The organism is Candidatus Fermentibacter sp., assembly GCA_030373045.1.
Taxonomy (GTDB): domain Bacteria; phylum Fermentibacterota; class Fermentibacteria; order Fermentibacterales; family Fermentibacteraceae; genus Fermentibacter.
This window is the reverse complement of the sequence record JAUCPW010000044.1, coordinates 1-22,167: the sequence shown is the minus strand read 5'-3', so window position 1 is coordinate 22,167 and position 22,167 is coordinate 1. Positions and strand designations below refer to the sequence as shown.

The 22,167-nt window shown below is 67.8% G+C and carries 20 protein-coding genes, 2 tRNA genes and 1 pseudogene; 18 read left to right on the top strand and 5 right to left on the bottom strand.

The window, feature by feature from the left end; all coding sequences use genetic code 11:
- Positions 1–22 precede the first annotated feature (22 nt).
- The 3 genes from QUS11_07655 to QUS11_07645 all read left to right on the top strand — a co-directional run bounded on the left by QUS11_07655 (position 23) and on the right by QUS11_07645 (position 2,069).
- Positions 23–967, top strand: a complete 945-nt coding sequence (locus QUS11_07655) for a hypothetical protein (protein ID MDM7993172.1) — start codon at positions 23–25, stop codon at positions 965–967.
- On the top strand, positions 937–1,422 hold the full coding sequence (locus tag QUS11_07650; protein MDM7993171.1) for a hypothetical protein: 486 nt from the start codon (positions 937–939) through the stop codon (positions 1,420–1,422). The genes QUS11_07655 and QUS11_07650 overlap by 31 nt, the downstream gene beginning before the upstream one ends.
- A gap of 170 nt (positions 1,423–1,592) precedes the next feature.
- The gene (locus QUS11_07645) at positions 1,593–2,069 is read left to right on the top strand and encodes a DUF4878 domain-containing protein (protein MDM7993170.1); all 477 of its coding nucleotides are present in this window, start codon (positions 1,593–1,595) and stop codon (positions 2,067–2,069) included.
- Between the two features lie 101 nt (positions 2,070–2,170).
- Here QUS11_07645 and QUS11_07640 read toward each other — a convergent pair whose 3' ends face one another.
- Positions 2,171–2,581, bottom strand: a complete 411-nt coding sequence (locus QUS11_07640; GenBank protein MDM7993169.1) for a co-chaperone GroES family protein — start codon at positions 2,579–2,581, stop codon at positions 2,171–2,173.
- 139 nt (positions 2,582–2,720) lie between these two features.
- On the opposite strand from QUS11_07640, the gene QUS11_07635 reads away from it, so the two are divergent.
- Entirely contained in the window at positions 2,721–3,314 is a 594-nt protein-coding gene (locus QUS11_07635) for a hypothetical protein (GenBank protein ID MDM7993168.1), read from the top strand.
- Between the two features lie 90 nt (positions 3,315–3,404).
- On the top strand, positions 3,405–4,841 hold the full coding sequence (locus QUS11_07630; protein ID MDM7993167.1) for a hypothetical protein: 1,437 nt from the start codon (positions 3,405–3,407) through the stop codon (positions 4,839–4,841).
- A gap of 453 nt (positions 4,842–5,294) precedes the next feature.
- Here the strand turns inward: QUS11_07630 and QUS11_07625 are convergent.
- Positions 5,295–5,378, bottom strand: a tRNA-Ser gene (locus tag QUS11_07625).
- 76 nt (positions 5,379–5,454) lie between these two features.
- On the opposite strand from QUS11_07625, the gene QUS11_07620 reads away from it, so the two are divergent.
- The 3 genes and pseudogenes from QUS11_07620 to QUS11_07610 all read left to right on the top strand — a co-directional run bounded on the left by QUS11_07620 (position 5,455) and on the right by QUS11_07610 (position 8,336).
- A complete protein-coding gene (locus QUS11_07620) occupies positions 5,455–5,970 on the top strand; it encodes a class IV adenylate cyclase (protein MDM7993166.1) in 516 nt (171 codons plus the stop codon).
- A complete protein-coding gene (locus QUS11_07615) occupies positions 5,951–7,567 on the top strand; it encodes a hypothetical protein (protein MDM7993165.1) in 1,617 nt (538 codons plus the stop codon). Before QUS11_07620 ends, QUS11_07615 begins: the two co-directional genes overlap by 20 nt.
- A 202-nt stretch (positions 7,568–7,769) precedes the next feature.
- A pseudogene (locus QUS11_07610) lies at positions 7,770–8,336 on the top strand (zinc-dependent peptidase).
- 55 nt (positions 8,337–8,391) lie between these two features.
- Here the strand turns inward: QUS11_07610 and QUS11_07605 are convergent.
- Together QUS11_07605 and QUS11_07600 are read right to left on the bottom strand one after the other, a co-directional pair.
- The gene (locus QUS11_07605; GenBank protein MDM7993164.1) at positions 8,392–8,997 is read right to left on the bottom strand and encodes a phosphoribosyltransferase family protein; all 606 of its coding nucleotides are present in this window, start codon (positions 8,995–8,997) and stop codon (positions 8,392–8,394) included.
- Positions 8,998–8,999: 2 nt separating this feature from the next.
- Positions 9,000–11,978: an insulinase family protein gene (locus QUS11_07600; protein ID MDM7993163.1), complete on the bottom strand. Its 2,979-nt coding sequence runs from the start codon at positions 11,976–11,978 to the stop codon at positions 9,000–9,002.
- 155 nt (positions 11,979–12,133) lie between these two features.
- Here QUS11_07600 and QUS11_07595 point away from each other — a divergent pair, with 155 nt between their 5' ends.
- Together QUS11_07595 and QUS11_07590 are read left to right on the top strand one after the other, a co-directional pair.
- Positions 12,134–12,706: a helix-turn-helix domain-containing protein gene (locus QUS11_07595; protein ID MDM7993162.1), complete on the top strand. Its 573-nt coding sequence runs from the start codon at positions 12,134–12,136 to the stop codon at positions 12,704–12,706.
- Positions 12,703–14,550, top strand: coding sequence for a glycosyl hydrolase family 18 protein (locus tag QUS11_07590; protein MDM7993161.1), 1,848 nt, complete (start codon positions 12,703–12,705; stop codon positions 14,548–14,550). Before QUS11_07595 ends, QUS11_07590 begins: the two co-directional genes overlap by 4 nt.
- Before the next feature lie 262 nt (positions 14,551–14,812).
- Here QUS11_07590 and QUS11_07585 read toward each other — a convergent pair whose 3' ends face one another.
- Positions 14,813–16,006 carry a TonB family protein gene (locus tag QUS11_07585; GenBank protein MDM7993160.1) on the bottom strand — a complete coding sequence of 398 codons (1,194 nt, stop codon included), beginning with the start codon at positions 16,004–16,006 and terminating at the stop codon, positions 14,813–14,815.
- A 144-nt stretch (positions 16,007–16,150) separates the two neighbouring features.
- Here QUS11_07585 and QUS11_07580 point away from each other — a divergent pair, with 144 nt between their 5' ends.
- The 8 genes from QUS11_07580 to QUS11_07545 all read left to right on the top strand — a co-directional run.
- Positions 16,151–16,708 carry a hypothetical protein gene (locus tag QUS11_07580; protein MDM7993159.1) on the top strand — a complete coding sequence of 186 codons (558 nt, stop codon included), beginning with the start codon at positions 16,151–16,153 and terminating at the stop codon, positions 16,706–16,708.
- A gap of 12 nt (positions 16,709–16,720) precedes the next feature.
- Positions 16,721–18,559, top strand: a complete 1,839-nt coding sequence (locus QUS11_07575; protein ID MDM7993158.1) for a S8 family serine peptidase — start codon at positions 16,721–16,723, stop codon at positions 18,557–18,559.
- Between the two features lie 70 nt (positions 18,560–18,629).
- Positions 18,630–19,157: a hypothetical protein gene (locus QUS11_07570; GenBank protein MDM7993157.1), complete on the top strand. Its 528-nt coding sequence runs from the start codon at positions 18,630–18,632 to the stop codon at positions 19,155–19,157.
- Complete coding sequence (dtd, locus tag QUS11_07565; protein MDM7993156.1) at positions 19,154–19,615, top strand: D-aminoacyl-tRNA deacylase; 462 nt, start codon at positions 19,154–19,156, stop codon at positions 19,613–19,615. The genes QUS11_07570 and dtd overlap by 4 nt, the downstream gene beginning before the upstream one ends.
- Positions 19,608–20,201, top strand: a complete 594-nt coding sequence (locus QUS11_07560) for a Maf family protein (GenBank protein ID MDM7993155.1) — start codon at positions 19,608–19,610, stop codon at positions 20,199–20,201. Before dtd ends, QUS11_07560 begins: the two co-directional genes overlap by 8 nt.
- Complete coding sequence (locus tag QUS11_07555) at positions 20,198–21,112, top strand: hypothetical protein (GenBank protein ID MDM7993154.1); 915 nt, start codon at positions 20,198–20,200, stop codon at positions 21,110–21,112. The genes QUS11_07560 and QUS11_07555 overlap by 4 nt, the downstream gene beginning before the upstream one ends.
- A gap of 69 nt (positions 21,113–21,181) precedes the next feature.
- Positions 21,182–21,274: transfer RNA gene (locus QUS11_07550), tRNA-Ser, on the top strand.
- A gap of 77 nt (positions 21,275–21,351) precedes the next feature.
- Positions 21,352–22,167 (top strand): hypothetical protein (locus QUS11_07545; GenBank protein ID MDM7993153.1); only part of this gene is annotated, 816 nt, incomplete at its 3' end.

The window sequence follows — 22,167 nt, the reverse complement described above, 5'->3', positions numbered from 1 at the left end:
TGTCCTGACCGGCGTCCTCCATGTGCACACCAGGCACTCCGACGGGACCGGGAGCGTCGAGGACGTGATCGAGGCCGCAGTCCGCTGCGGCCTCGACTTCGTGGGCATCAACGACCACAGGACCCTCACGGCCAGGCATGCGGGATGGCTCGGCATGCACCGGGGAGTGTTCGTCCTGCCCGGGGCCGAGCTCGAGGATGCACACCAGAACTGCCACATCCTCGCCTACGGCATCGACACGATCCCCGCGACGAAGGACACCCGGGAGCAGCTCGCTGCCATACGCGAGGCCGGCGGGCTCTCCCTGGCCGCCCACCCCTTCGAGAGGGGCGGCCATCTGCCGGGAACGCGCAGCTACGGCTGGACGAGACCCGTCGAGGGCGTCGACGGCGTCGAGGTCTGGAACTACATGTCGATGTGGAAGGCGGGGCTCTCGCCCTGGAACTTCCGCGACAGGGTTGCCCGGCCGGACGGGATGTCGAGGAGCCCCCTGCGTGAATCGATCCTCACGTGGTTCTCGTCGGGCGGCTGCGCCACCGGCGGGCCCGACGCGCACGCACTCCACGTCGGCGTCGGGCGGTTCCGCGTCTGCGTCTTCCCGTACGAGATGCTCTTCTCCAGGTTGAGGATGCATCTGACGGTTGACTCCGGTGATGAACGGCGGGATGTTCCGGACGAGAGGGCCATACTCGACTCGATCCGGGCCGGCAGGTGCTTCATGAGCAACGCCTTGCTCGGAGATGCCCGTGGGTTCTCGGCGCGGCTCGATGCGGGGGTGCTCTCGGTCCGGGTGCCGGGGCGTTCCGAGGTCGTCGTCGGATCGCGCACGGGCGAAGTGGCCAGGGTTTCCGTCGACGGCCCGGCGGGCTTCGAGACCGCCGTTCCCGCCGGCGTTCCGCTCTACGTAGAGGTTCTAAGGGAGGAGGGGACATGGATATGGTGCGGGCTGCCCTGCTCCTCGCGCTGACGGCCCTCCCCGCCTTCGCCTCGCCTGTCGACACGGCCGACGATTTCCTCAGATCGGTCGAGTGGCGCGACGGCGAAGCCCTTCTCGGAACGCTCAGCGAAAGCCTGCGGGCGACGCTCGAGGCAAGGTGGGCCGATTTCGGCGCGGTGGCGCAGGCGCGTCCGGAGCTTGCCTCCGCCGTGCTCTCGCGCACGCTTCCCTACCTCTCCCCGTCGGACCTGCCCGGCATGAGCCTCGCCGAGTTCCTCTCGCAGCTCATGCCCGTGCTCGATCTCACCGGCTACGAGGCCGCCATGGTCGAGCGCATGGACCTCGAGATGACCGGGCGCGAGGCGGACGTGACGGTGCACTGGCCAGACGGCCGCAGGGTGGCGTTTTCGATGATATGGGAGGAGAGCGCCTGGAGGATCGCCGGGTCCGACTTCCTCGACTCCATACTCGACGAGGTGTTCTAGCCGCCGTGGGGCGGCGTCCCGCGGCGGGCCGATACTGGACCGGAAGCGGGATTAACGGTTCGTGCCCGATCGTTGATATGTTCGACTTTCGCTGCTGCCGCCCCCTGGCGGCCGGATGGATACCCAGGCGGTATCCGCATCCCCTGAGTGGGGTTAGTAGGAGGTTACAGATGAGAAGGTTCCTGTCGGCAGTTTCGCTGCTCACGCTCCTCGTCGCCTGCGGCGGCGCCAGCCCCGAGGCCACGGTCACCGGCTTCTTCGACGCCATGAAGGCCGGCGACGGCGCCAAGGCCGTCACCTACCTCTCGCAGGCCTCGATCGACGAGATCGGCGCCGGCCTCGAGGACATCAAGGCCGACACCACCGGCATGGCCGCCGCGATGCTGCCCATGATGGGCATCAACGTCACCCCCGAGCAGCTCCAGTCCATGACCGCCGAGGAGTTCGTGGCCGCCCTGTTCTCCTCGCAGATGGTCAAGGACATGTTCGGCACCGCCACGGTCACCATCGTCAGCTCCGAGGTCACCGGTGACAACGCCGTCGTGAAGGTCAGCACCACGATGAACGGTGAGACCACCGACGAGGAGCTCGAGCTCGTCCGCGAGGGCGGCGCCTGGAAGCTGAACATGGAAGGCTTCGGGATGTAGACTGCGCCTGTGACGGCCCCTGCCGGGGCCGTTCACGGCCATGGTTCCGTCAGTCTGGGGCCCCGCTCGCGGGGCCCCTTCATATTGCCTGTCGGGCGGTGTCAGACCGGGTCTTCGCGGTCGAGCTCCGGGGTCTCCCAGTCCTCCCTGAGAAGGGCCAGGACGGCGGAGTAGGGCACCACGAAGTACTTCTTGCCCTCGAGCGTGAGCTCGAAGGCCGAGCTCCTCACGTACATCGCGAAATCGCCCTTGCGGGCCTGCAGCGGTATGTACTGCGGCTTGATGGCCTGGGGCTGCTTCCACGGCTCCTCTTCGGAACCGGGCGTGGCCGAAACCGGATAGCCGGGGCCTACGGCCTCCACCCAGCCCCCCGAGACCTTCTTCCCCTCGACCGCGGAGTCTGGAAGGTACAGGCCGGTGTGCGTGCGCTCGCCCGCGCTCATGGGCGAGACGAGCAGCCTGTCGCCGAGCACCAGGAGATGCTTCTTGCCGATGATGACGGAGTCTTCCATGTGTTCCAGCCGCCTCCAGTGTCCGTAATCTAACCATGCCGCCGTCCTCTGTCGCGCTCGTGCCGGGATTGCGGACGAAGGCCGGGTTGCGTATTTAGATATCCTCCTGTCGGGTCGGACAGGGAACGGAGGGAAAGTGATGGTTCTCGCCCTGATCCTCGCAGCGGCGGCGACCGCCGCGCCTGATGGCATCGCCCTGGATCATCCCGTCTACATCCCCAGCGTCGATTACGTCATCGACTACGATGACGGCACGGCCTACTGGCTGACCTGGACCACGACATACCATGGAGTCTGGTTCCACCCCTCGGATTTCGGCTACTCCGGCTGGGATCCCGACGCCAGCGAGATGTGGTTCTACCACCATTCCTACTATCCCTGGGACACCGGTTCGTTCTACTGCGAGCTCTGCACCGGCGGGGCGTCGGGTCCCGAGATGGCCCTCGACCAGGAGTCGCTGACGGCTGTCCACTACGCCCCGTGCTACGCCTACCACGACATCGGGGTTCCCCTGACCGACTTCTGGATCGTGGTGAACACCAGCATGTCTAGCGGCGGCTGGCCGTCGATCCTCGGCGACCCCGACCCGTCGTCGCCCGCCCACAGCTTCCAGAGCGACGACTTCGCGACCTGGGATGCCTGGGATCTCGGCGACTTCTTCATCAGATCCCATTATTTCTACGGTCTGGAATCCGAGACCTGGGGAGCGATCAAGGCGCTGTACCCGGAGTAGCCTCCAGCGATCCACGACGATGGGAGACTCCGGTCCCGGGCCGGTGATCTCCGGGCCGTCAAGGTGATGACCAGGAAGGGGGGTATTCCGATGAGAGCCGTTGCTGTTCTCGGCTCCATCCTGCTCCTGCTACCGTACTGCGCCTTCTGCGATACGACCACCGGGTGGAACCACGCAGGCGATCTCCCGCCCATCTACTACGAAATGTACCATGTCTCGGTGGCTTGTGCCGAGCCCGAAGCCGGTCTCAGATATGTCCACACCTGGAGTTCGGGTTACGTGGCGGATGGATCCGGCTGGTCCGTGCAGACATTTCCCGATTTCTGGCCATTTGTGGTCGAGTCCCAGGACCCCGGCATCAGCTCCTATCATCTCGAACTGATCAACTTCGCCGGGGACAAGGTCATGATGATCGGAATCGATGACGGCTACGAATCGGGGCCGGCGCTCGTGTTCCAGATCAGGGCCGCGAACGGCTGGCTGCTCGAACCCACCACGTTCGTGGACTGGATGCCTGCCGGGGGTTCCATCCACGCTGCGTGCGACAGCAACTGTGTGGTCCACGTCGTCCGACAGGACCCGGACGGTCTCGAGTACCTGGCGTTCGACCCGGCCACCGCCTCCGTCCTGTGGACGGACTCGATCGCTACCACGGGCGGCTCCACACCGGCCGTTGCCGTGGGCGACATGGTCCATGTCATCTTCAACGGATCCGACGGTCTCACGGACTACGTACAGTACGACCTCGAAGGGAACAGGACCCTCGGGCCTTCGGATGTGATCGACCCTTCCTCCCAGAACTGCAGACTCCTCTCTCTCGCCCTCCACCCTGACGGCGATCCGATGGCCTTCTTCACACTCGGCCCCGACTTCGTCACATGCAGGATCGATCAGGAAACCGGCCAGAAGGTATTCGGACCCCTTACTGTGGACGGAGGATTCCAGGCAGCGCACTCGACAACGGAGATCCTGTCCTGTCGAAACGGTGCGCCCGGCTTCTTCTACCTCCTCTGGACCACCGACGGTGATTACGTCTACTTCAGCGTGATGGACAGCGACGGGAACCTGGTCTACACGCCGCCATACGCATTCTTCAACGGGTGGCAGAGCCACATCATGATGAGGGCATGCACCTCCTCGGACGGGTGGATCTTCGCAACCGACTGTTACGACATTTATTTCCCGACCCCGTGGCCTCACACCAACTACTATCCCGAGATCTGGTTCTTCACGCCGGGTCTCGGCGTCGAGGGAGATGACCCCGGCCCCGTCCAGTACTCCATCCGGCCCTCCTCGAACCCGTTCTCCTCGACGGCCGTCCTCGAGCTCTCCGGGCCCGGGGGCCCGGTCGCACTCTCCGTGTTCGACATGTCCGGGAGGCGCGTGCGCACGATGCCGTGCGACGTGCCGGGAGAGGCGGAGTGGGACGGCCGCGACGGCCGCGGGATGGAATGCCCCGCCGGCGTCTACACCGTTGTGGCGGAGTCACCCGGTCACCTGACGGAGTGCAGCCTGGTCAAGCTCTGACATCGCCTGTCATTTCCGATGACTCGGATGAACACTCCTGCACTCTCGCAGTCCGCCGTCCATGAGTTCGCAGAGTGGCGGACTGCTGACGTGCCTGCTTGTTCCTGCGGACGCATAGAGTCATCAGCCCTGCGGGCCCGTCCGAGGAAGGTCGCTCGGGTCCTCTCGCTGCCCGCCAAACCAGGATGACTTGAAAATGGCGGGCAGCTGTCGGACCGTGTTATTTCCGCTTCAGCGGAGTGGTTGATAGCTCTTCGAGCTCGTCCGAGGAAGGTCGCTCCGGGCTCTATCGCGGCTTGCCTGATTGGTAATGTCGACGCCGCTCAGATCCTCTCGCGGCTTGCCTATCGTGAAACCGGGAAGGTGGCAAGCCACTGTCGGATCAGCTTGTTCCCGACGACTCGGAAACAAGCGTGTCGAGCCAGCTTATTCCCGCGTCCGCGGGAATAAGCGTGGCGGAGGACCGGGGATTCGAACCCCGATGGGCATAGCCCGGCGAATTTCAAGTCCGCTGCCTTACCGTTAGACTAGTCCTCCACCGCGTGCGAATGTAGCTTATGCCCCGGAAGCGGTCAAACGCCGCGATGGCCCTTGGATTCCGGAGGTGACGGCCATGCTGGAATGCGAGGTGAAGTTCGGGTTCGGCAGCGCCGAGGAGGCGGAGAAGCTCCTGGAGTCGAGGAAAGTTCGCCTCTCCTCCCCTGCGAGGGAGGAGAACGCCATTCTCGACAACAGGGACAGGTCTCTGGCCCTCGGGAGAATCCTCTTCCGGATACGCTCGACCGGCGGCAAGACCATCATGACGGTGAAGACCCCGGTGGAGAGCGGCCGGATGAAGATCCGCAAGGAGAAAGAGGCCATCGTGGCATGCCCGCCCGGCGACCTCGAGAAGATGTTCGAGCCCCTGGGCTTCAGGGTCGTGCGGCGCTACTCGAAGACCAGGCGTACCGGGAAGCTGGGGGACGCCACGCTCTGCCTCGATGTGCTCCATTTCGGCACGTTCCTCGAGATCGAGGCCCCGTCGCCCGGCGCCCTCGAGAAGACCGTGAAGTCACTGGGGCTGGACATGTCGGAAGGGATGAGGGAGACCTACATAGAGCTGGAGGATCGTGCGGCCCTCCACGGCTGATCCCTCCGGAAGACTCTGGACCATCGCGGCGGCGGCCGCCCTGGCCGCCGCGCTGATCTCGCTCGCCCTTCCGCGTTCGTTCTGGATCATGGACGAGGCCTTCAACTACCTCGTCGCCGAAGGCGTGTACCGCGACCCGCTGGATCTGCCGCCGGCGGTGGCCTATCCCGGTTCCGAGCTGCTCGGCGCGAACGCCGAATCTCTCAGGCCGCTGCCGCATCACTACGGATGGTTCTCGGACGGAACACTCCGCTCGCAGTATTCCCCGGCGCTCGGGTTACTGGCCCTGCCGTTCCGGGCTCTGGCGGGGCCTGCGGGCTACCGGTTGCTCTCGGCCGCGAGCCTCGGCGCGCTGGTGCTTCTGGCCGGAGGGCTGCTGCGGAAGAAGGGATTTAGTGAAGGAAGCGCCGCAGCACTGATCATCGCGGGCACGCCCTTCCTCTTCTACAGCCAGACATTCTGGGGGCACCTGCCCGCGATGGCCCTGTGCGCCGGAGCCTGGGCGGCGTACCGGCGGGGCTCGACCATTCTACCGGCGCTCCTCCTCCTCGCAGCCTGCCTCCTGCGCGAGGAGTGCCTCCTTCTCGTGCCGCTCCTGGCCCTTCCCGGACAGGGCAGGAGAATCGTCGCGAGATTCGCCGCCCCGGCCGCGGTGGCGCTGGGCTTCCTGGCCCTCCAGCGGCTCCTGACCGGGAACTGGCTGGGCGCCCACTTCTCGGCCAGCGGCTCGGAGGTCGCGCTGTACGGCTTCGTGGACACGGGGCTGCTCGCGAGGAAGCTCTTCGTGCTGCGTGCCTCGCTCCTGTCGTGCCTGCCGTCGGCCGGGACGGCCGTCTCGGCGATCGCGGGCCTCGCGCTCTGGGCGCTGTGGGCCATCTCGCGCGGCGACTCGCGCAGGAGCCTCGTCCTGACATGGACCGGGGCCGCCCTCTCGGCCGCCTTCTCGCTCATCCCGCTCCTGTCGGGGGTTGGGCTCTTCTCGCTGCTCGAGCTCAAGCATCCCCTGGTCACCTTCCCCGCGCTGTGGGCCGCCCGCAGGCCTTCCCGAGGCTGGATCGCCCCTGCCGCCGTGCTCCTCGCGACACTTCTCTACATGGACCCCATGCACGCCCTCGACGTGGCCTGGGGCATGAGGCTGCTCTTCCCGGCGCTGCTGATGCTGGTTCTCTCGTCGGCCGGGCCCGGGGCGGGCGCCCGGGCGGCGATCGCTTCGGGGATCGCGATAACGGCCGTGTCGCTCGCCTTCCTGGCCGTGAAGCGCGACAGGTCGGCCGATCTGGTCTCCGCGGCCTCCTCGCACGGAGGGGCGGTGATCGCGACCTCCTGGGAGCTGCCCGGGGAGTTCGCGCTGCTCCAGGATGAAGGAATCCCCGTGGTCTTCGCGGACAGCACGGCCGAATTCGCCTTCGCCCTGGGCGCCCTGGCCCCGCTCGATCCCGTCGTGGTGTGCCCCTCGGACGGCGCGGGGATGGCCATCGAGGTGGCCGGGATGGCGGGAGTTCCGCTCTCGCCGGTGGCCGCCGTGAGGTTCGACCCTCTTCTCGAGGCCGTCGTGCTCGGTACGGCGGAGCCTTCCGATGCGCATACCGGACCGTGAGGCCTTCCTCCGAAGGCTCCATCTCTCCTGCATAGCCTGCTGCGCGATCGGCATCCCCCTGGCGCTGGCAGGGCCCGGCCCCTCGCGGCTGATCATCCTTGTCTGGGGGATCGGTGCGCTGGAGTACGCGATCTGGGCCATGCGGGCGGTGAAGAGGCGCAGGGCCGCCGAAGCCGGCCTCGACCCGGAGACCGATTCTGAGATGCGCCGCGTCTGCCCGATGTACGCCTCCCTGCCGCCCGAAGAGGCTTCCCGTTTCAGGAGCCTGGCCGCGGTGTTCCTGGCCGAGCACCCGGTGACCGGCGTTTCGGGCGTCGGGATCACGCCCTGGATCAGGGCCGTCGTGGCCTCGTCGGCGGTCATGCTCGTCTACGGCAGGCGCGACTGGGACTACGAGGGCCTTGGGGAGGTGCTTGTCTATCCCGCGAGCTTCGCCGACGACGGATCGTTCGACCTTGCCCCCGGGGGCGGCAGGAGGAGCGTGCTGGGGATGGCCCACGGGCTCGGCACCGTGATCCTCTCCCTGCCCCACCTTCAGTCGGGCCCGGGGACGGCACTCGCCGTGCATGAATTCGCCCACGTGCTCGACGGGGTGCGCGACGCAGACGGGATCCCTGCCGGGCTGGGCAGGGACGAGCGGAGGCGCTGGAGGGCCGTGCTGTCGGACGCGATGGCCGGGGGGCTGCCCAACGGCCGGCGCACAGCGGGCGATCCGCCGCCGTCGACCGTCGAGTTCCTGGCCGAGGCCGCCGAGCTCTTCTTCTGCAGCCCGCAGACCCTGGTGGAGCTTCGCCCGGCCCTCTACGAAGGGATGAAGGAGGTCTTCAGGCTCGACCCGGCTTCTTTCCCGACGAGCCCGGAACGTGCAGCGGAACCCCCTGTGCGCACAGCGGACACGAAGCCGCGTCCCAGCTTTCGGCGGCCACGGAGAGAAGCGCCTTCCAGGGCATTCCGGGATCGAGCGTCCCGCCGGTACGGTCGACGAGGAGACCCGTCCTGACGACCCGCGCGCCCCTCTCCTCGAGGGCCTCGCGCGACTCCCTGATGCTCCCGCCCGTCGTGGCCACGTCCTCGACCAGCAGCACCCTCGTACCAGACCCCACGTTCGTGAAGCCCGGCCGGATGGTCATGCGCCCGTCGGGATCCCGCTGGAGGAAGGCGAAGGGCTTCCTCATGTGGAGCGCGGTGCTGAACCCGAAGACTATCGCCCCGAACGCGGGGGAGCAGACCACGTCGATCTCCGCGGCGTCGCCCGCGAAGGCGCCGGCCATCATTTGGCCCAGCTCGTCAACGAACTCCGGCCTCTGGGCCATCCTGATCTTCTCGAAATAGACCCTGCCGTGCCTGCCCGAGGTGTACCTGAAGTGCCCCTCGAGCAGGGCATCGCATTCGACGAGCATCTCCCTGATCCTGCCGGTCCCCTCGCCCACGCTCACCTCCACGACGGGAGCACGGTGACCTCCGCCCCCCGCCCGAACACGGCCTCGACCGACGCCCCCATCGGGGCGAACACGAACGTCGATGACGATTCCAGAGCCTTCTCGAGCATCTCCGGGTACTCACGGGCGAGCCGCGCGTGCTCCACTTCCGCGAGCGAGCGGCGGAGCGCCTCCAGGTCGGCCCTGCCCACCCCCGAGAGATGTCGCGCCAGGGCTGCGCTGCATCTCACCCTGGGCCCCATGGGCTGCTCGAGCCCGGCGAACGCCGACAGCACGGCCAGCCTGACGTCCTCGGCCGACGGGGGCGAAGCCCGCAGGAGGCCGGGAGCCCCGGCGAAGAAGGCGCGGGCCCTCGCAGGATCGGGGTCCCTGTTGCTCATCAGGTAGGCCAGGCCCGACATCGGGTCGTGCCAGGCCGACACCTCGTAGGCCCCGCCGGCGACCCTCAGCCTCCTGTACGCCGGCCCGTCGGCGAAAGCGGCGGTGCCCGCCGTGAACATCGCCGCGGCCGGATCGCCCATCCCCGGCGCGGGCATGGCGATGCACACCGTAGAGAGGTCCGAGCGCAGCCTCATCATGGCGGCGTGGGGCAGGCGCGGGGCGGTCGGAGGCGCAGCCGGCGGGGCGGAAGCGGACTCAGCCCCGGATGCGGCATCCCGTGGGGCTTTCGGGAAGGCGGGCACTGCAGCCCTCACGCACGGGGCGCCTCCAGCGCCGGGCGCACCCGCCGGCAGCGAATCGATGAACGCTGAGAGCGCATCCTCGAACCTCGCGGGCTCGGCGCCGGGGGAGCAGGATACGGCCGAGAGCCTGTCACGGGTGAAGATCCGCGAGTAGAGCCCGGAGAGCCTGCCGGAGAGGCCCTTCATGCTCCTCTGCGAGAGCCTGTCGATGAAGCGCCACTGGGGCAGCCCCTCCCAGGTGTTCCTGCGGGCGCAGGAGCGCGACAGGAGAGCCGCTGCAGAGAGCCTTGCGTACCAGTCCCCGGAGGAGACAAGGGCCGAGAGGCCTTCGCCGCGCTGCTCCTCCACCAGCTCCCAGAGCCTGCCGTGCGCGTCGAGCCCCGGTTCGACCAGGGCGGAGCGCAGCACCTCGAGGGCGGCCCCGGGCCTGTCCGGGAAGAACCCGGCCAGGATCGAGACTACGGGCGAAGGCTTCCTGGTGGCGAAATGCTCGTACGCGGCGGGCCTCGGGTCGATCCCGCCCGTATCGCGCGCGATGCGCACCGACATGGCGGCATGGCCCAGGCCGCCGGCCCCGAGGCCGGTCAGGCAGCACAGGAGCAGCGGCAGGACCGTGTCGTCGTCTTCGGACAGGTCGGCTATGTCGAACGCGAGCTCCATCCAGGCGGTGCTCCCGCGGCCCTCGACCAGGAGCAGGTCGGTGTCGCGGATCCTCTTCGCGAGAGGCTCCGGCTCCCTCTCCGAGAGCGGCAGCTCGCCCGCGGGAAGCCTCGGGATGGACCGCAGCGCCTCGGGGCTGTCCTCCAGGGCCGAGAACTCGTCGAGCTCGCGGGCCTCGGTGGAGATGATACCGTGGGTGACGGAGTCGAGCCTGACCACCCTCTCGCGACGCGAGGACCTCCCGACCGGATCGACCAGGAGCTGGAGCCTGTGGGGGTTGTCGACCAGCCAGACCTTCGCCGCGTGCCCGAGCTTCCCGCGCAGACCGCCTCCCGAGGCCAGCCGCGAAAGCACCGCGGCGTGGTCGAGCCAGCCCTCGGGCGGAAGGCCGTAGGCCCATGCCCGGGTGGCCCTCGTGAAGAGCGCCAGGGGGAAGTCCTCAACCCTGTCGCGGTAGGCGAAGAGCAGGGAGTTCACCGCGGCGTCCAGGACATCGGGATCGGGGCCTGAATCTGCGAACCTCGACAGCTCCCCGAGGATCACCCTGCGGATCGGGTCGGCCTTCCAGTCCGAGGTGTCCCTCAGGCCCGCCGTGAGCACCATCTCGCGCATCTCGAGCTCCAGGCCGGTCTCGGCGGAGATGTCCGCCCCCAGCCCGCAGTCGAGCAGCACCCGGTAGAGGCTTCCTGCGTCCGACAGGAGCACGTCTTCCAGTATCTGGGCAAGCGCGGCCTGCGCGGCATCGCCCGATTCGCCCAGCAGCCAGGAGAGGCTCACCGAGGCCCCTCCGGGCTCCCTGGGGGTGACGAGCCTGACGCGCCTGGGCCTTTTCCACCTGGGCTGGAGGGGGATCCCGGGGGGTTCAGCGGAACCGGGGGCTGCGGATGGCAGGGCGTGGCGGATGAACTCCGCGATCTCCCCGGTGCCCATCGGCGAACAGACGAAGACGAGGGCGTTGGAAGGCGTGTAGTGGCGCGAGTGGTAGTCCCTGACGTCCTCCCATGTGGTGCCGCCCATCGCGGAAGGGTCGCCGCCTGAGTCGTTCCGGTACGGGGTGTCTGGCAGCAGCTCGGACTGGATCTTCAGGTACGCCAGTTCGCCCGGGTCGGAATAGGAGCCGCGCATCTCGCTGTAGATGACGCCCGAGGGGTGCCCCAGCAGCGACCTCCCCCTGCGGTCGGGGCGCAGGTGGAACGATTCCAGGAGCATCCGCCTGCGGTCGAGGATGGGCCTGAAGACGAGGTCGAGGTAGACGCTGGCGAGGTTCCTGAACTCTCCCGGATGCGTCGAGCCCGTGAAGTAGACCGTCCTGTCGGGGTAGGTGACAGCGTTCAGGTGCGTATGGAGCGACCCGCGCCAGAGCTCGTTGAAGGCGTCACGCACGGGATACGATTCGGAGCCGTTGAGGACGCAGTGCTCGAGGATGTGGGGGATGCCCGAGGAGTCGCGCGGGGGCGTGAGCAGCGATATCCCCAGGAAGTGGTCGGAGGCATCGGTTCCGACGTGCATGATCCCGGCCCCGGACACGGTGTCGCGGAGCAGGACCCAGGGAATGCCCCAGGAGAGGAGCACGCCCGACGACCTCGCCTCGAAGCCCGGAGGCAGCCCGGGAACAGGAATGCTGGACACGGCACCTCCAAGTTTCTCCGCCCCCCGGGCGAACAGATTAAAATACTCTCCCGGCCTCCCCCGGTCAGTCCTTGACAGCACACGGACTGTGGGTTCTAGTTCCTCCGGGGAAATCGCCGTATCCATGCAAACCCGCGGGGGGTCCCTTGCAGGACGTGATGTATCTCGACGACCTCGAGCAGGTCAAGGCGCTGGCGTTGCCGATACGTGTCGAGATCATGCGGGTGATGAACGGCAATCCCATGACCACCACGCAGATAGCCCAGAGGATGCGCGAGCGGCCCGGCAAGCTCTACTACCACATGATGGAGATGGAGAGGGCCGGGCTCATCGAGCTCACCGAGACCCGGATGAAGGGCAACCTGGTCGAGAAGTACTACGTCCCGGCGGCCAGGTTCTTCCGCATCAACCCGCTGATCTTCCAGAACGGCGACTCCGGCCGCGAGGCATTCCTGGGGTCGATCTCGTCGCAGTTCGACTCGACCTACAAGGACATCCAGAGGCACCTCGAGGACGGCACGCTCGACAATGACCTCATCGACAAGTCCCTCACGAGCATCATCGAGGGCAAGCTCTCCGAGGAGCAGGCCACGGCTCTGAGCGTCGAGCTGCGCGACCTGGTGATGCGGCACGGCACCACCGGCGACGGGGGGGACGTCACGATGCACTTCATGACCGTCTTCTACCTCACCAGGAACACCGAGGAGGAAACAGGCAGGGAGCCGTGACCGGCCTCCTGCTCGCCGCGCTGCTGACCGGAATCGGACCTCCGGGCGCCGATACGCCGGAAGATCTGCCCAGGATGCCCTCCCAGCACGCCATCGACAGCGCCGACAGGCCCGATCCCGCTTGCCCGATCCGGGTCGACGGGGTCGACGGCGGGCGCGAGCTGTGCGGGACGGTCTTCGGCTTCCTGCCCTACTGGGCCGGATACGCTTATCTCAGGTACGACCTGATCTCGGTGCTGGCCTGCTTCTCGATCGAGATGGGTCCGGCAGGCACGATCACGTCATGGCACGGGTTCCCGTCCGCGTTCGACGAGCCCGTGGACGGGGTGCACGCCGCCGGGGGCATCGCGGTCGTGACGGTCACGAACTTCTCGGGCTCCGGGATCCACTCGATCCTCACCACGGAGAGGGACGCCGCCATAGCCACCCTCACGGGAGTGCTCGACTCGAACCCCGGCATGGACGGCATCTGCCTCGACTTCGAGGGGGTCAACTCGTCCGACCGGTTCGCACTGACCGACTTCGTGGATGACCTGAGAACGGCGATGGAAGAGGGCCACCCCGGCAGCCACCTGTCGATCTGCACCCCGGCGGTGGACTGGTCGGGCGCCTTCGACTACGACCAGCTGGCCCTGGCGTGCGACGCCCTCTTCATGATGTGCTATCCGTTCCACGGCTCGTGGTCGGACGAGGCGGGGCCGTGCTGCCCGCTGACGGGATGGGGATCGGGGCCGGAGTCTCCCTCGAACATGGCCTGGAGCATGGGCGACTACGTGATCTACGCGCCCGAGGTGCACGAGAAGCTCGTCGTGGGCCTGCCGTACTACGGGTTCGAGTGGGAGACGGAGGACGGCGAGCCTCATTCCCCGGCTGTCGGATCCTGCGCGACGCTCGTCTACACGACCCTCGCGTCCCGGGCCGGGACCTACGGCAGGCTGTGGGATCCCGAATCCCTGACGCCGTGGTACCGGTACCAGGACGGCGGGTGGAACCAGGGCTGGTTCGACGACGAGGAGTCCCTGGCCCTCAAGTACGGGCTCCTGACCGGCTCGGGCATGCAGGGAGCGGGCATCTGGGCGCTCGGCTACGACGGTTCGCGGACGGAGCTCTGGGACTGCCTGGAGGAATGGTTCTGCGAACCCGCCGGCCCCGACGGCATGACCGACAACCTGGAGGGGACGTTCACCCTGCACGGGCCGGCGTCGACGTGGCACTACAGCGGGACTGGCGTGCTCTACTCGCACTTCTACACCTACTCGCTCGCTTCGGGGTCGGACGTGAACTGGGCCCGATGGCTCTTCGAGGCCGCCGATTCGAGCTCGGGCGTGCTGCTCGAGGCCTGGATACCGGATGGATCGGATGCCGAGGTCGTCTACCGGGTCGTGCACGGGGGCTCGACCGATTCCGTGGAGGTCGATCAGGAGGCTCTGCAGGGGAGCTGGGCGCCGCTCGGGGGGCCGTACCCCCTGTCCGGGGGGCTGTCGGTCGTCCTGGGCGACAGGACCGGAACGCAGGGGGACAGGATCGGCTTCGACGCGATCAGGTACACGGCCTCGGGAGGAACCGGCCCCGGGAGCCCGCCGTCCGCCATGCTCTCGATTTCAGGCGGCAATCCCGCCGGATCCTTCGAGATCGCCTGCCCGGCCCTCGGAGGGCGGGCGACCATGCTGATCTACGACTGCTCCGGCCGGGTGGTGTTCCAGCGCGAGCTGGAGCCGGGGGCCGCGTCGGTGACCGGGTGGCCGGCCGGACCGGCCCCTGCCGGCATCTACACCGCGGTGCTCCGCACTGGCGGTATCCTGCAACCCGCTCCGCTTCGATTAGTTCTTCTGCAAGCGCTGTAAGCGGCTTCCGGCTTCCGGCGTCCGTCTGACGGTGTCAGAGTAAAAAACGTCAAAAACGCAGGCTTTTAGCCTGATATTGGAATTTTGTACCAATAGCATGAATCGCTAACATAAATGCATATAATGAATTACTCGGGTTGTTCCGATATCTGAGATGATTGGCGGCATTTTCAAAATAGTCCGATAAGTTCATTTTGAGTATTTGACGTTTTTTACTCTGACACCGGACGAACGGCTGCCGGATGCCGGACACCGAACGAAACTACTGGGTCTGGGAGAAGGTGAACGGGTACTGGACCGTGAGCGGGTCCTCGTCCTCGTCGACGGCGCCGAACCGCCACGTTTCGATCGTGCGGGCCAGCTCGAGCTCGAACGCGGGGTTGTACGTGTTGGAGCCGAGGATGTTGACGCTCGACACCCTTCCGCTGGGCTCTATGACCATCTCGATGAGCACCGTGCCCATCAGCATGGGGTCGCTGCGCAGGTGCTTGTTGTAGATGAACGAGACCGCGCCCCTCTTCTCGGTGAGGACCTCCATGATCTCGTCGCCGGTTCTGGAGCTTCCCGGGGCCTCGCCGGCCGACATCGCCCCGGTGCCGGAGAGGCCGGCGCCGAAGAAGACCATCGTGGAGACGGGATCGGCTGACGACTGCGCCTGGGCGTCGGTGCCGGACACGAGCTGGATGTCGTCGAACCTCTCGGCTCCGGCTATCCCGGTGGAGGCCCTCTGGCTGTTGAGCGCCCCCGAGCCCGCCAGGGCGGCCATGTCGAAACCGCCGCCGGAGGTCAGGATGTTCACGAGGTCGGCGGTGGTGGCCGGGGTGGCCCCCTGTGTCGAAGGTCCGGTGCCTCCGGAGCCGAGGATCGCCGCCAGGTCGACCTGGGCCGCGACGGTCGAGTCGGGCGCTGTCGACGCGACGCTCTCGAGGGACGGGGTGAGGGAGAAGGACATCGGGTGCGACTGTCCCGCCTGCGCAAGGAGAGTGCGCGTGGCGTCGGCGAAGCCGCTCGAATAGACCGAGACCTCGTACTCCTCGCCGGCCAGGAGGCCGTCGAGGGTGATGGGCGTCACGCCCATGAGCTCGCCGTCGAGCGTGACGAGGGCCCCGTCGGGGAAGCTGGTGATCTCGGCCTGGGCCATGTTGCCGTCGCGCACGGTGCCCAGCAGGGCCCGCAGCCTGGGGTTGGCCCGGGGGGAGAGGTCGTAGTGGACGTCGAGCTTCAGGAGTTCGAGGTATGCCATGCCGGCGTCGTCGGAGCGCCCCATGGCGAAGTAGGCCGACCCCAGCCTGTCCCATGCCCGCAGGCGCTCGTCGAAGGAGAGGTCGGGCGCGGCCACGATCTCCTCGAGTGCGTCTATCGCGCCGGGTATGTCGCCGTTCTCGTAGAGGGCTATCGCCTCGTCGACGGAGACGCCGACGAGGGACATGGCGAGGAGGAGTCCGGTTGTGATCATGCTCTTTATTCCCTCATTAGCATGTTCAAGTGCGGCGGCCCCGTCAACTCGGACGGATGTCTTGACAGGAACGCCCGGCCGGGCGATTATGTTCCATCCAGTGAGGAATCTCACAGGACCGGAGCAGCGCAGAGAGGGAGGCATATGTCCCCGTCGAAGAGTGCAGTGTTCGCAGTGCTCGTTGCCGTTCTGACCGTGTTTGCCGCAGGCTGCTGGAACCCGTTCCACCCCGACGATGGCGAACCAGTTGAAAGCCAGTACTACGAGTACTGCGACAGCGCCTACAAGGTGATAGCCAACCTCAGGCACGCATACATCACCCGCGACATAGACCTGTACGTGTCCTGCTTCCGCGAAGACTTCGAGTTCCACCTCCTGCAGGTGGACTGGGCCGACTACGACGGAGACGGCTTCGAGGACCACTTCTGGGGCCTCGACCTCGAAGAGTCCTTCAACGAGAACGTATTCGAGAACTCCGAGAACATCGAGCTCACCTTCACCGGCAACACCGAGATGGAGTGGTCGGGAGCCCTGCCTGGTTCAGGATACCTCGAGCTCCCGAGGAATTTCGACCTGAACGTCTACACCGACTTCAGCCAGGGCGCGGGCTACCACGCCCAGGGCACGGCGCGCTTCGTCTGCAGACCGGACTCCACCGGCGAGTACTACATCTACCGCTGGTTCGACGAGTCCGACTTCTAGCAGCCCCCCGGCTTGACGTCGCTCATCCTGGCGGCGCTCTTCGCGCTGCCTGAGGACTGCCCGGGGGCCTGGTGGGTACTCTTCTCAGACAGGGGCCCCGGAGTCGACGCCAGGGTCGAGGTCTTCGCCGACTCGCTCGCGCCGGCCAGCCTCTCGCGGAGAGTCGCCGCCGGGATCGAGGGGGGAGCCGACGAACATGACCTCGAGCCCTGGGAGGGGTACACCGAGGCGGTCGAGGCGATGCTCGGCCCCGGCAGGATCCGCACTTCGTCGAGATTCCTGAACGCCGTCAGCGTGGAGGCCTCCGAATCGGAGGCCCTCGCGCTCGAAACCCTTCCCTTCGTCTCGGGGATCAGGCCGGTGTCGTCCGCCAGGATCGAGCCTCTCGAGGGTGTGCCCCCCGCCAACGATCTCTCCACCGGCCAGCTCGCCCAGGTCGGGGTCGACGTGCTCTCGGAGAGGGGGCTGTCGGGCGGCGGCATCACCGTCGGCATCCTCGACACCGGGTTCAACCTGGCCCACGAGGCCTTCGACGGCACCGACATCGCCGGCTGCTGGGACTTCATCGGCGACGACCCGGAAGTGGGATGGGAGTCGGGAGACCCCGCGGGGCAGGCCGCCCACGGCACAGCCGTCCTGTCAGTGCTCGGCGGGTTCCAGGAGGGCGTGTATTCGGGGGCCGCGCCCGGCGCGACCTTCATACTGGCCAAGACCGAGGACACCTCCGGCGAGTACCCCGGCGAGGAGGACTACTGGATCGAGGGCCTGGAGTGGCTCGATCTCGAGGGTGCCGATCTCGTGAGCTCCTCCCTGGGCTACATAGAGTGGTACACTTACGAGGACATGGACGGGAACACCGCGCTCACGACCATCGCCGCCGACCTCGCGGCCTCGCGGGGGATGCCGGTGGTATGCGCGATAGGCAACTTCGGCCCAGGCCAGGGATCCCTGATCGCCCCCTCCGACGGCGACTCCGTGTTCGCGGTGGGCGGCGTGGACGCGAGGGGCGAACCCGCGTCCTTCACCTCGGAGGGCCCCACCTTCGACGGGCGCATCAAGCCCGAGGTCTGCGCGAGGGCCGTGTACGTGATGGTCGCCATGGACTCGGAAACCGGCTATATGGGCGGGAACGGCACGTCCTTCGCCGCTCCGATGGTCTCCGGGGCGGTAGCCCTCCTGCTGGAAGCCCACCCGGAGTGGACCGTCTTCGACGCCCTCGAAGCCGTGAAGGCCACCGCCCACGATGCAGCCTCCCCCGGCCCGGTGCTGGGCTGGGGCGTCATGGACGCGGTCGCGGCCTGCGCATACCGGTCCGTCACCGGCTGTGTCAGGAACAGCTCGACCGGGGATCCGATCGCGGGCTACCCTCTGCTCCTTTCCATCGGCGGGGAGCAGTACGCTCTCGAATCGGGCTCTTCCGGCTGGTTCGCATTCTGCCCCGGCACCACCGGCGACTTCACCCTCGAGGGGTCGGGCTACGGAAATCCCCTGCCCGTGAGCGGCACTCTCGGGGAGGCCGGAGTCGAGGTCACGATCTATGTCGACACCGGATCCCCGGGGGCTCCTCCATCGGCCTATCCCGTGCCATCCGACGGAGGAGTCTGGATAGGATTCGACCTCGCCGGGCAGGCCCGCGTTTCGGTCACCATCCTGGACGTATGCGGATCGGTGGTGGCCTGCATCGACAGGGGCGTCCTGCCCGCCGGCTCGTACAGGGCCCCGCTCGAAGGCGAGGCTGTCTGGTGGGACGGCTGCTCGGACGACGGCGAACCTGCCGCCAGCGGAACATACCTGGCCCTGCTGGACGCGGGCGGCCGGGTCACGATCCTGAAGCTCGCCATCCTGAGGTGATCCCTTCCCGGGGGAGCCCGGGATCGCCGGAACGAAACGGACCACGGCCCGCGCGGTCCCGGAGGTGCGGATGTCCCGGAACTCTGTCGTCAGACTGGCCGCCTTCGTCGTTTTCCTAGCCGCCCTAAGGCTCGCCGGCCTGGTCACATTCGACCTGCCCTGGGGCGATACCGGCTTCCAGGTGACCGGGGCCATCACGCTCCTCTACCTCGCGTGGTCCATTGCCGGGCCCCGCGAAGCCCCGCCGGCCGGCGGAGCGGGCGGAGCGGCCGGCATGGCCAGATATGCCGTCCTGCTCGTGAGCGCCGTGGACGGGCTTCTTCTCGACCTCACCCCCATCCCCGGCCCCGGCTGGATACGCTGGGCGGGCCCCGTCTCCTTCGCCGCGGGCTCGGTCCTCGGCATGGCGCGCAGGGAAGGCTCCTCCAGGGCCGCCGAGGCGCTCAGGCTATGCGGTCTGGCCGTCGGATTCGGAAGCATCGCCGGCCTCGCGACGGCCGTTATCGCCCTGGCCGCAGGCGCCCGCGCCGCAGGAGGCTCAGGCGACGCCCCGGAAGGCGGCGATCCGGCGGAAGGCCCCGGGGGACCCGGCGCATGAAGGTGCTTCTCCAGCGGGTGCGGCGCGCATCGGTGACGACCGGGGGAAGGGCGGCCGGCTCCATCGAGGTGGGGCTGCTCGCCCTGGTGGGGATCGGCCGGAACGACACGGCGGAAGACCTGGAGTGGATGGCCTCGAAACTCGTCAACCTGAGGATCTTCCCCGACCCGTCCGGCGCCATGAACCTCTCCCTGCTCGACACCGGGGGCGCGGTGCTGGCAGTGAGCCAGTTCACCCTCCATGCCGACTGCTCGCGCGGGCGCCGCCCGAGCTTCATCGGCGCCGGCGACCCCTGCACTGCGTCCGCCCTGTTCGACCTGTTCGCAGAGCGCCTGAGGGCCCTCGGCCCCAGGGTCGAGACGGGCGTCTTCGGAGCCATGATGGAGGTGTCCCTCGTGAACGACGGCCCTGTCACGCTGATGCTCGACTCGCCCTCGGAGCGGCGCGGGGATGACTGACCGGAGCTTCTGGTACGGGTTCGAAAGTCCGCTGGTGCTCGCCAGCAGGTCGCCGAGGCGGAGCCAGATCCTTTCCCTCGCGGGCATCCCGTTCGAGGTCGCGCCCTCCGACTTCGAGGAGGACAACGATTCCGGCGAGCCCGCCGATCTCGTCCTGCGGCACTCCATGTCCAAGGCGCTGTACGTGGCTGAGCGGCTGCCGGGAAGGATCGTGCTGGGCGCCGACACCATCGTCCACACCGGGGGGCGCGTGCTGGGGAAGCCTGCGGACAGGGCCGGGGCACGCTCGATGCTCGGAGCCCTGTCGGGAGGGTGGCACGAGGTGTACGGCGGGGTGGCCCTGCTGGGCGGGGGTTCGCCCGTCTCCTTCCACGAGGTCTCGAGGGTGCGGTTCAGGAGCCTCTCGGGAGCCGAGATCGAGGCCTATCTCGACACCGGCGAGCCCTTCGACAAGGCCGGGGCCTACGGCATACAGGGATACGGCAGCGTCCTCGTCGACAGGATCGAGGGCTGCTTCTTCAACGTGATGGGCCTGCCGCTCGCGCGCACGGTGGAGGCGCTGAGGGCGCTCCGGGAGGACAGGTGAGGCGGGCCGTCCACACTTTCGCCGGGGTGCTGCGGGAGAGGGGGCCGCTGTGGCCCGCCGGGCTCGCGCTCCGGGCCGCCGGGTGCATGCTCGGGGGCATCCCCAGGGGGCTGGTGGTGGAGCCGTGCGAGGCATGCACGGGAGGATGCCGGGGGTGCGTCACGCCGCAGGCTCCGGCGCTCCTCGAACCTTCGGCGCTCGAAGCCTGGATCGCGGCAAGGGAGGCCCCTCCCGCCACCATCCACTTCGCCGGCAGGCATTCCGACCCGCTTGCCTCGCCTCTTCTCGCCGGCCTCGTCGCGGTCGCCCGGGCGCATGCCTCGATGGTCTCGGTGAGCACCATCGGCCTCGACATGGACGGCGCGACCGCACGGCTCCCGGTGGACCGCTGGATCGTCTCCCTGCCCGCGGCCACCAGGGAGACCTGGAGGGCCGTGAAGGGAACCGACCGTTTCGAGGAGGCGGTCGAGGCCGTGCGGATGATCTCCGGGTCACGCTCCCGGGTCGTGATCGAGGTCGTGCTGACGAAATGGGCGGGCTCGGCGGGAGACGGACCCGCCTTCGCGGAGCTTGCCGCGCGAGAGGGCTGGCGGAACACGACCATCGTACACACGCTGCACGATCCTTCGGGCAGCGCATACTCCGATCCGGCCTTACTCGCCCTCGGAGAACCGGACTGCCCCTACGGGCTCGACTCCTCCGGGAGGGTGGTGCTCGCCCGCCCCAGGGCGGGATGTCCCCAGGCAGGGTATCTCTGCATCGACGCCCGGGGGACCCTCAGGCCCTGCCCGTTCTCGGGCGCCGACGTCCCCCTGATCCCGGAACCCTCCCGCGGCGCATGGCGCGAGGCCCGGGGATGGAGAGCGGCGAAATCCTCACGCAGCTTCCCGAACTGCAGGATCTGTCCCTGACCGGAGCCCCCGGTTTTCGTTGACAAGGCCGATGTGCAGGCCTATTCTATCTGCCGCCGTAACGCCTGCGGAGAGATGTCCGAGCTGGTCTATGGAGCACGATTGGAAATCGTGTAGGGTGTGTAAACGCCCTCGAGGGTTCGAATCCCTCTCTCTCCGCCACTTTTCCGCGGGCGGCACCCGGCGGCGGCCCGCCTTCTGCGTTGTCGAGCGTACCGTCCATCCCGGGAGGTTATCCTGTGGCTGACGCCTTCACGAGCGACACCTACAACGCACTCTGCCGGGAGGCCGAGGACTATCTCGGCAGAGGGCTCACGGAGCAGGCCAGGGAGCTGCTGCTCAAGGCCGTATCCCTGATCGGCACCAGGTCCAGGGCCCGCAGCCTGCTGGCTGACGCCTGCATGGCTCTGGGGCTCTGGTCCGAGGCGCGCGAGCAGCTCGAGCAGCTCATCACGCTCGAACTGGGCAGCGTCCAGCACCACTACCGGCTGGGGCAGGTCCTGGAGGAGCTGAAGGAGAACGAGAACGCCCTCGACAACTACAGGGTCGTCCTCGATCTCGAGCGCGACCACCGCGGGGCTTCCGTAGCCGTCACCAGGATCACTGGTCATGCCGATCCCGCCGCCCAGGGCCAGCCCGGCGCCGCGCAGGCCCCGGCCGAGACCCCTGCCGCCCCGGCTCCCGCCAGACCGTCCCCCTCGGGCAGCTTCCAGGTGTTCCCCGACCAGGCGGGCGCCGAAGACGAGTTCGCCACTTCGGGCGACGTCGAGAACCTCCTGAGGGACATCGGCGTGGTGCAGTCGTCGGACCCCCTGTCGGGCGTGTCCGAACTCCTGTCGAGCGTGGGGATCAGCCTCGATCCGCCGGCTCCCGAAGAGAAGCCGCCGGTGGAGGTCCAGGACGTGGGCAGCTTCATCGGGAGCACCCCGCCCGCGGCAGCCGCGGATTCCGATTCGTTCTCGCTCGAGTCCGTCTTCGGCCCGGCGCCGGAACCACCGGCTCAAGCCGTGCCGCCGGCCGCGGAGGCCGCACCCCGGCCCGCCCCGGCCCCGGAA

Bases quoted from the DNA above. Each gene is read 5' to 3' on its own strand.
- QUS11_07580 (MDM7993159.1), top strand. From the start codon at position 16,151: ATGTCCCCGTCGAAGAGTGCAGTGTTCGCAGTGCTCGTTGCCGTTCTG.
- QUS11_07585 (MDM7993160.1), bottom strand. From the start codon at position 16,006: ATGATCACAACCGGACTCCTCCTCGCCATGTCCCTCGTCGGCGTCTCC.
- QUS11_07630 (MDM7993167.1), top strand. From the start codon at position 3,405: ATGAGAGCCGTTGCTGTTCTCGGCTCCATCCTGCTCCTGCTACCGTAC.
- QUS11_07640 (MDM7993169.1), bottom strand. From the start codon at position 2,581: ATGGAAGACTCCGTCATCATCGGCAAGAAGCATCTCCTGGTGCTCGGC.
- QUS11_07635 (MDM7993168.1), top strand. From the start codon at position 2,721: ATGGTTCTCGCCCTGATCCTCGCAGCGGCGGCGACCGCCGCGCCTGAT.
- QUS11_07560 (MDM7993155.1), top strand. From the start codon at position 19,608: ATGACTGACCGGAGCTTCTGGTACGGGTTCGAAAGTCCGCTGGTGCTC.
- QUS11_07645 (MDM7993170.1), top strand. From the start codon at position 1,593: ATGAGAAGGTTCCTGTCGGCAGTTTCGCTGCTCACGCTCCTCGTCGCC.
- QUS11_07620 (MDM7993166.1), top strand. From the start codon at position 5,455: ATGCTGGAATGCGAGGTGAAGTTCGGGTTCGGCAGCGCCGAGGAGGCG.
- dtd (MDM7993156.1), top strand. From the start codon at position 19,154: ATGAAGGTGCTTCTCCAGCGGGTGCGGCGCGCATCGGTGACGACCGGG.
- QUS11_07570 (MDM7993157.1), top strand. From the start codon at position 18,630: ATGTCCCGGAACTCTGTCGTCAGACTGGCCGCCTTCGTCGTTTTCCTA.
- QUS11_07650 (MDM7993171.1), top strand. From the start codon at position 937: ATGGTGCGGGCTGCCCTGCTCCTCGCGCTGACGGCCCTCCCCGCCTTC.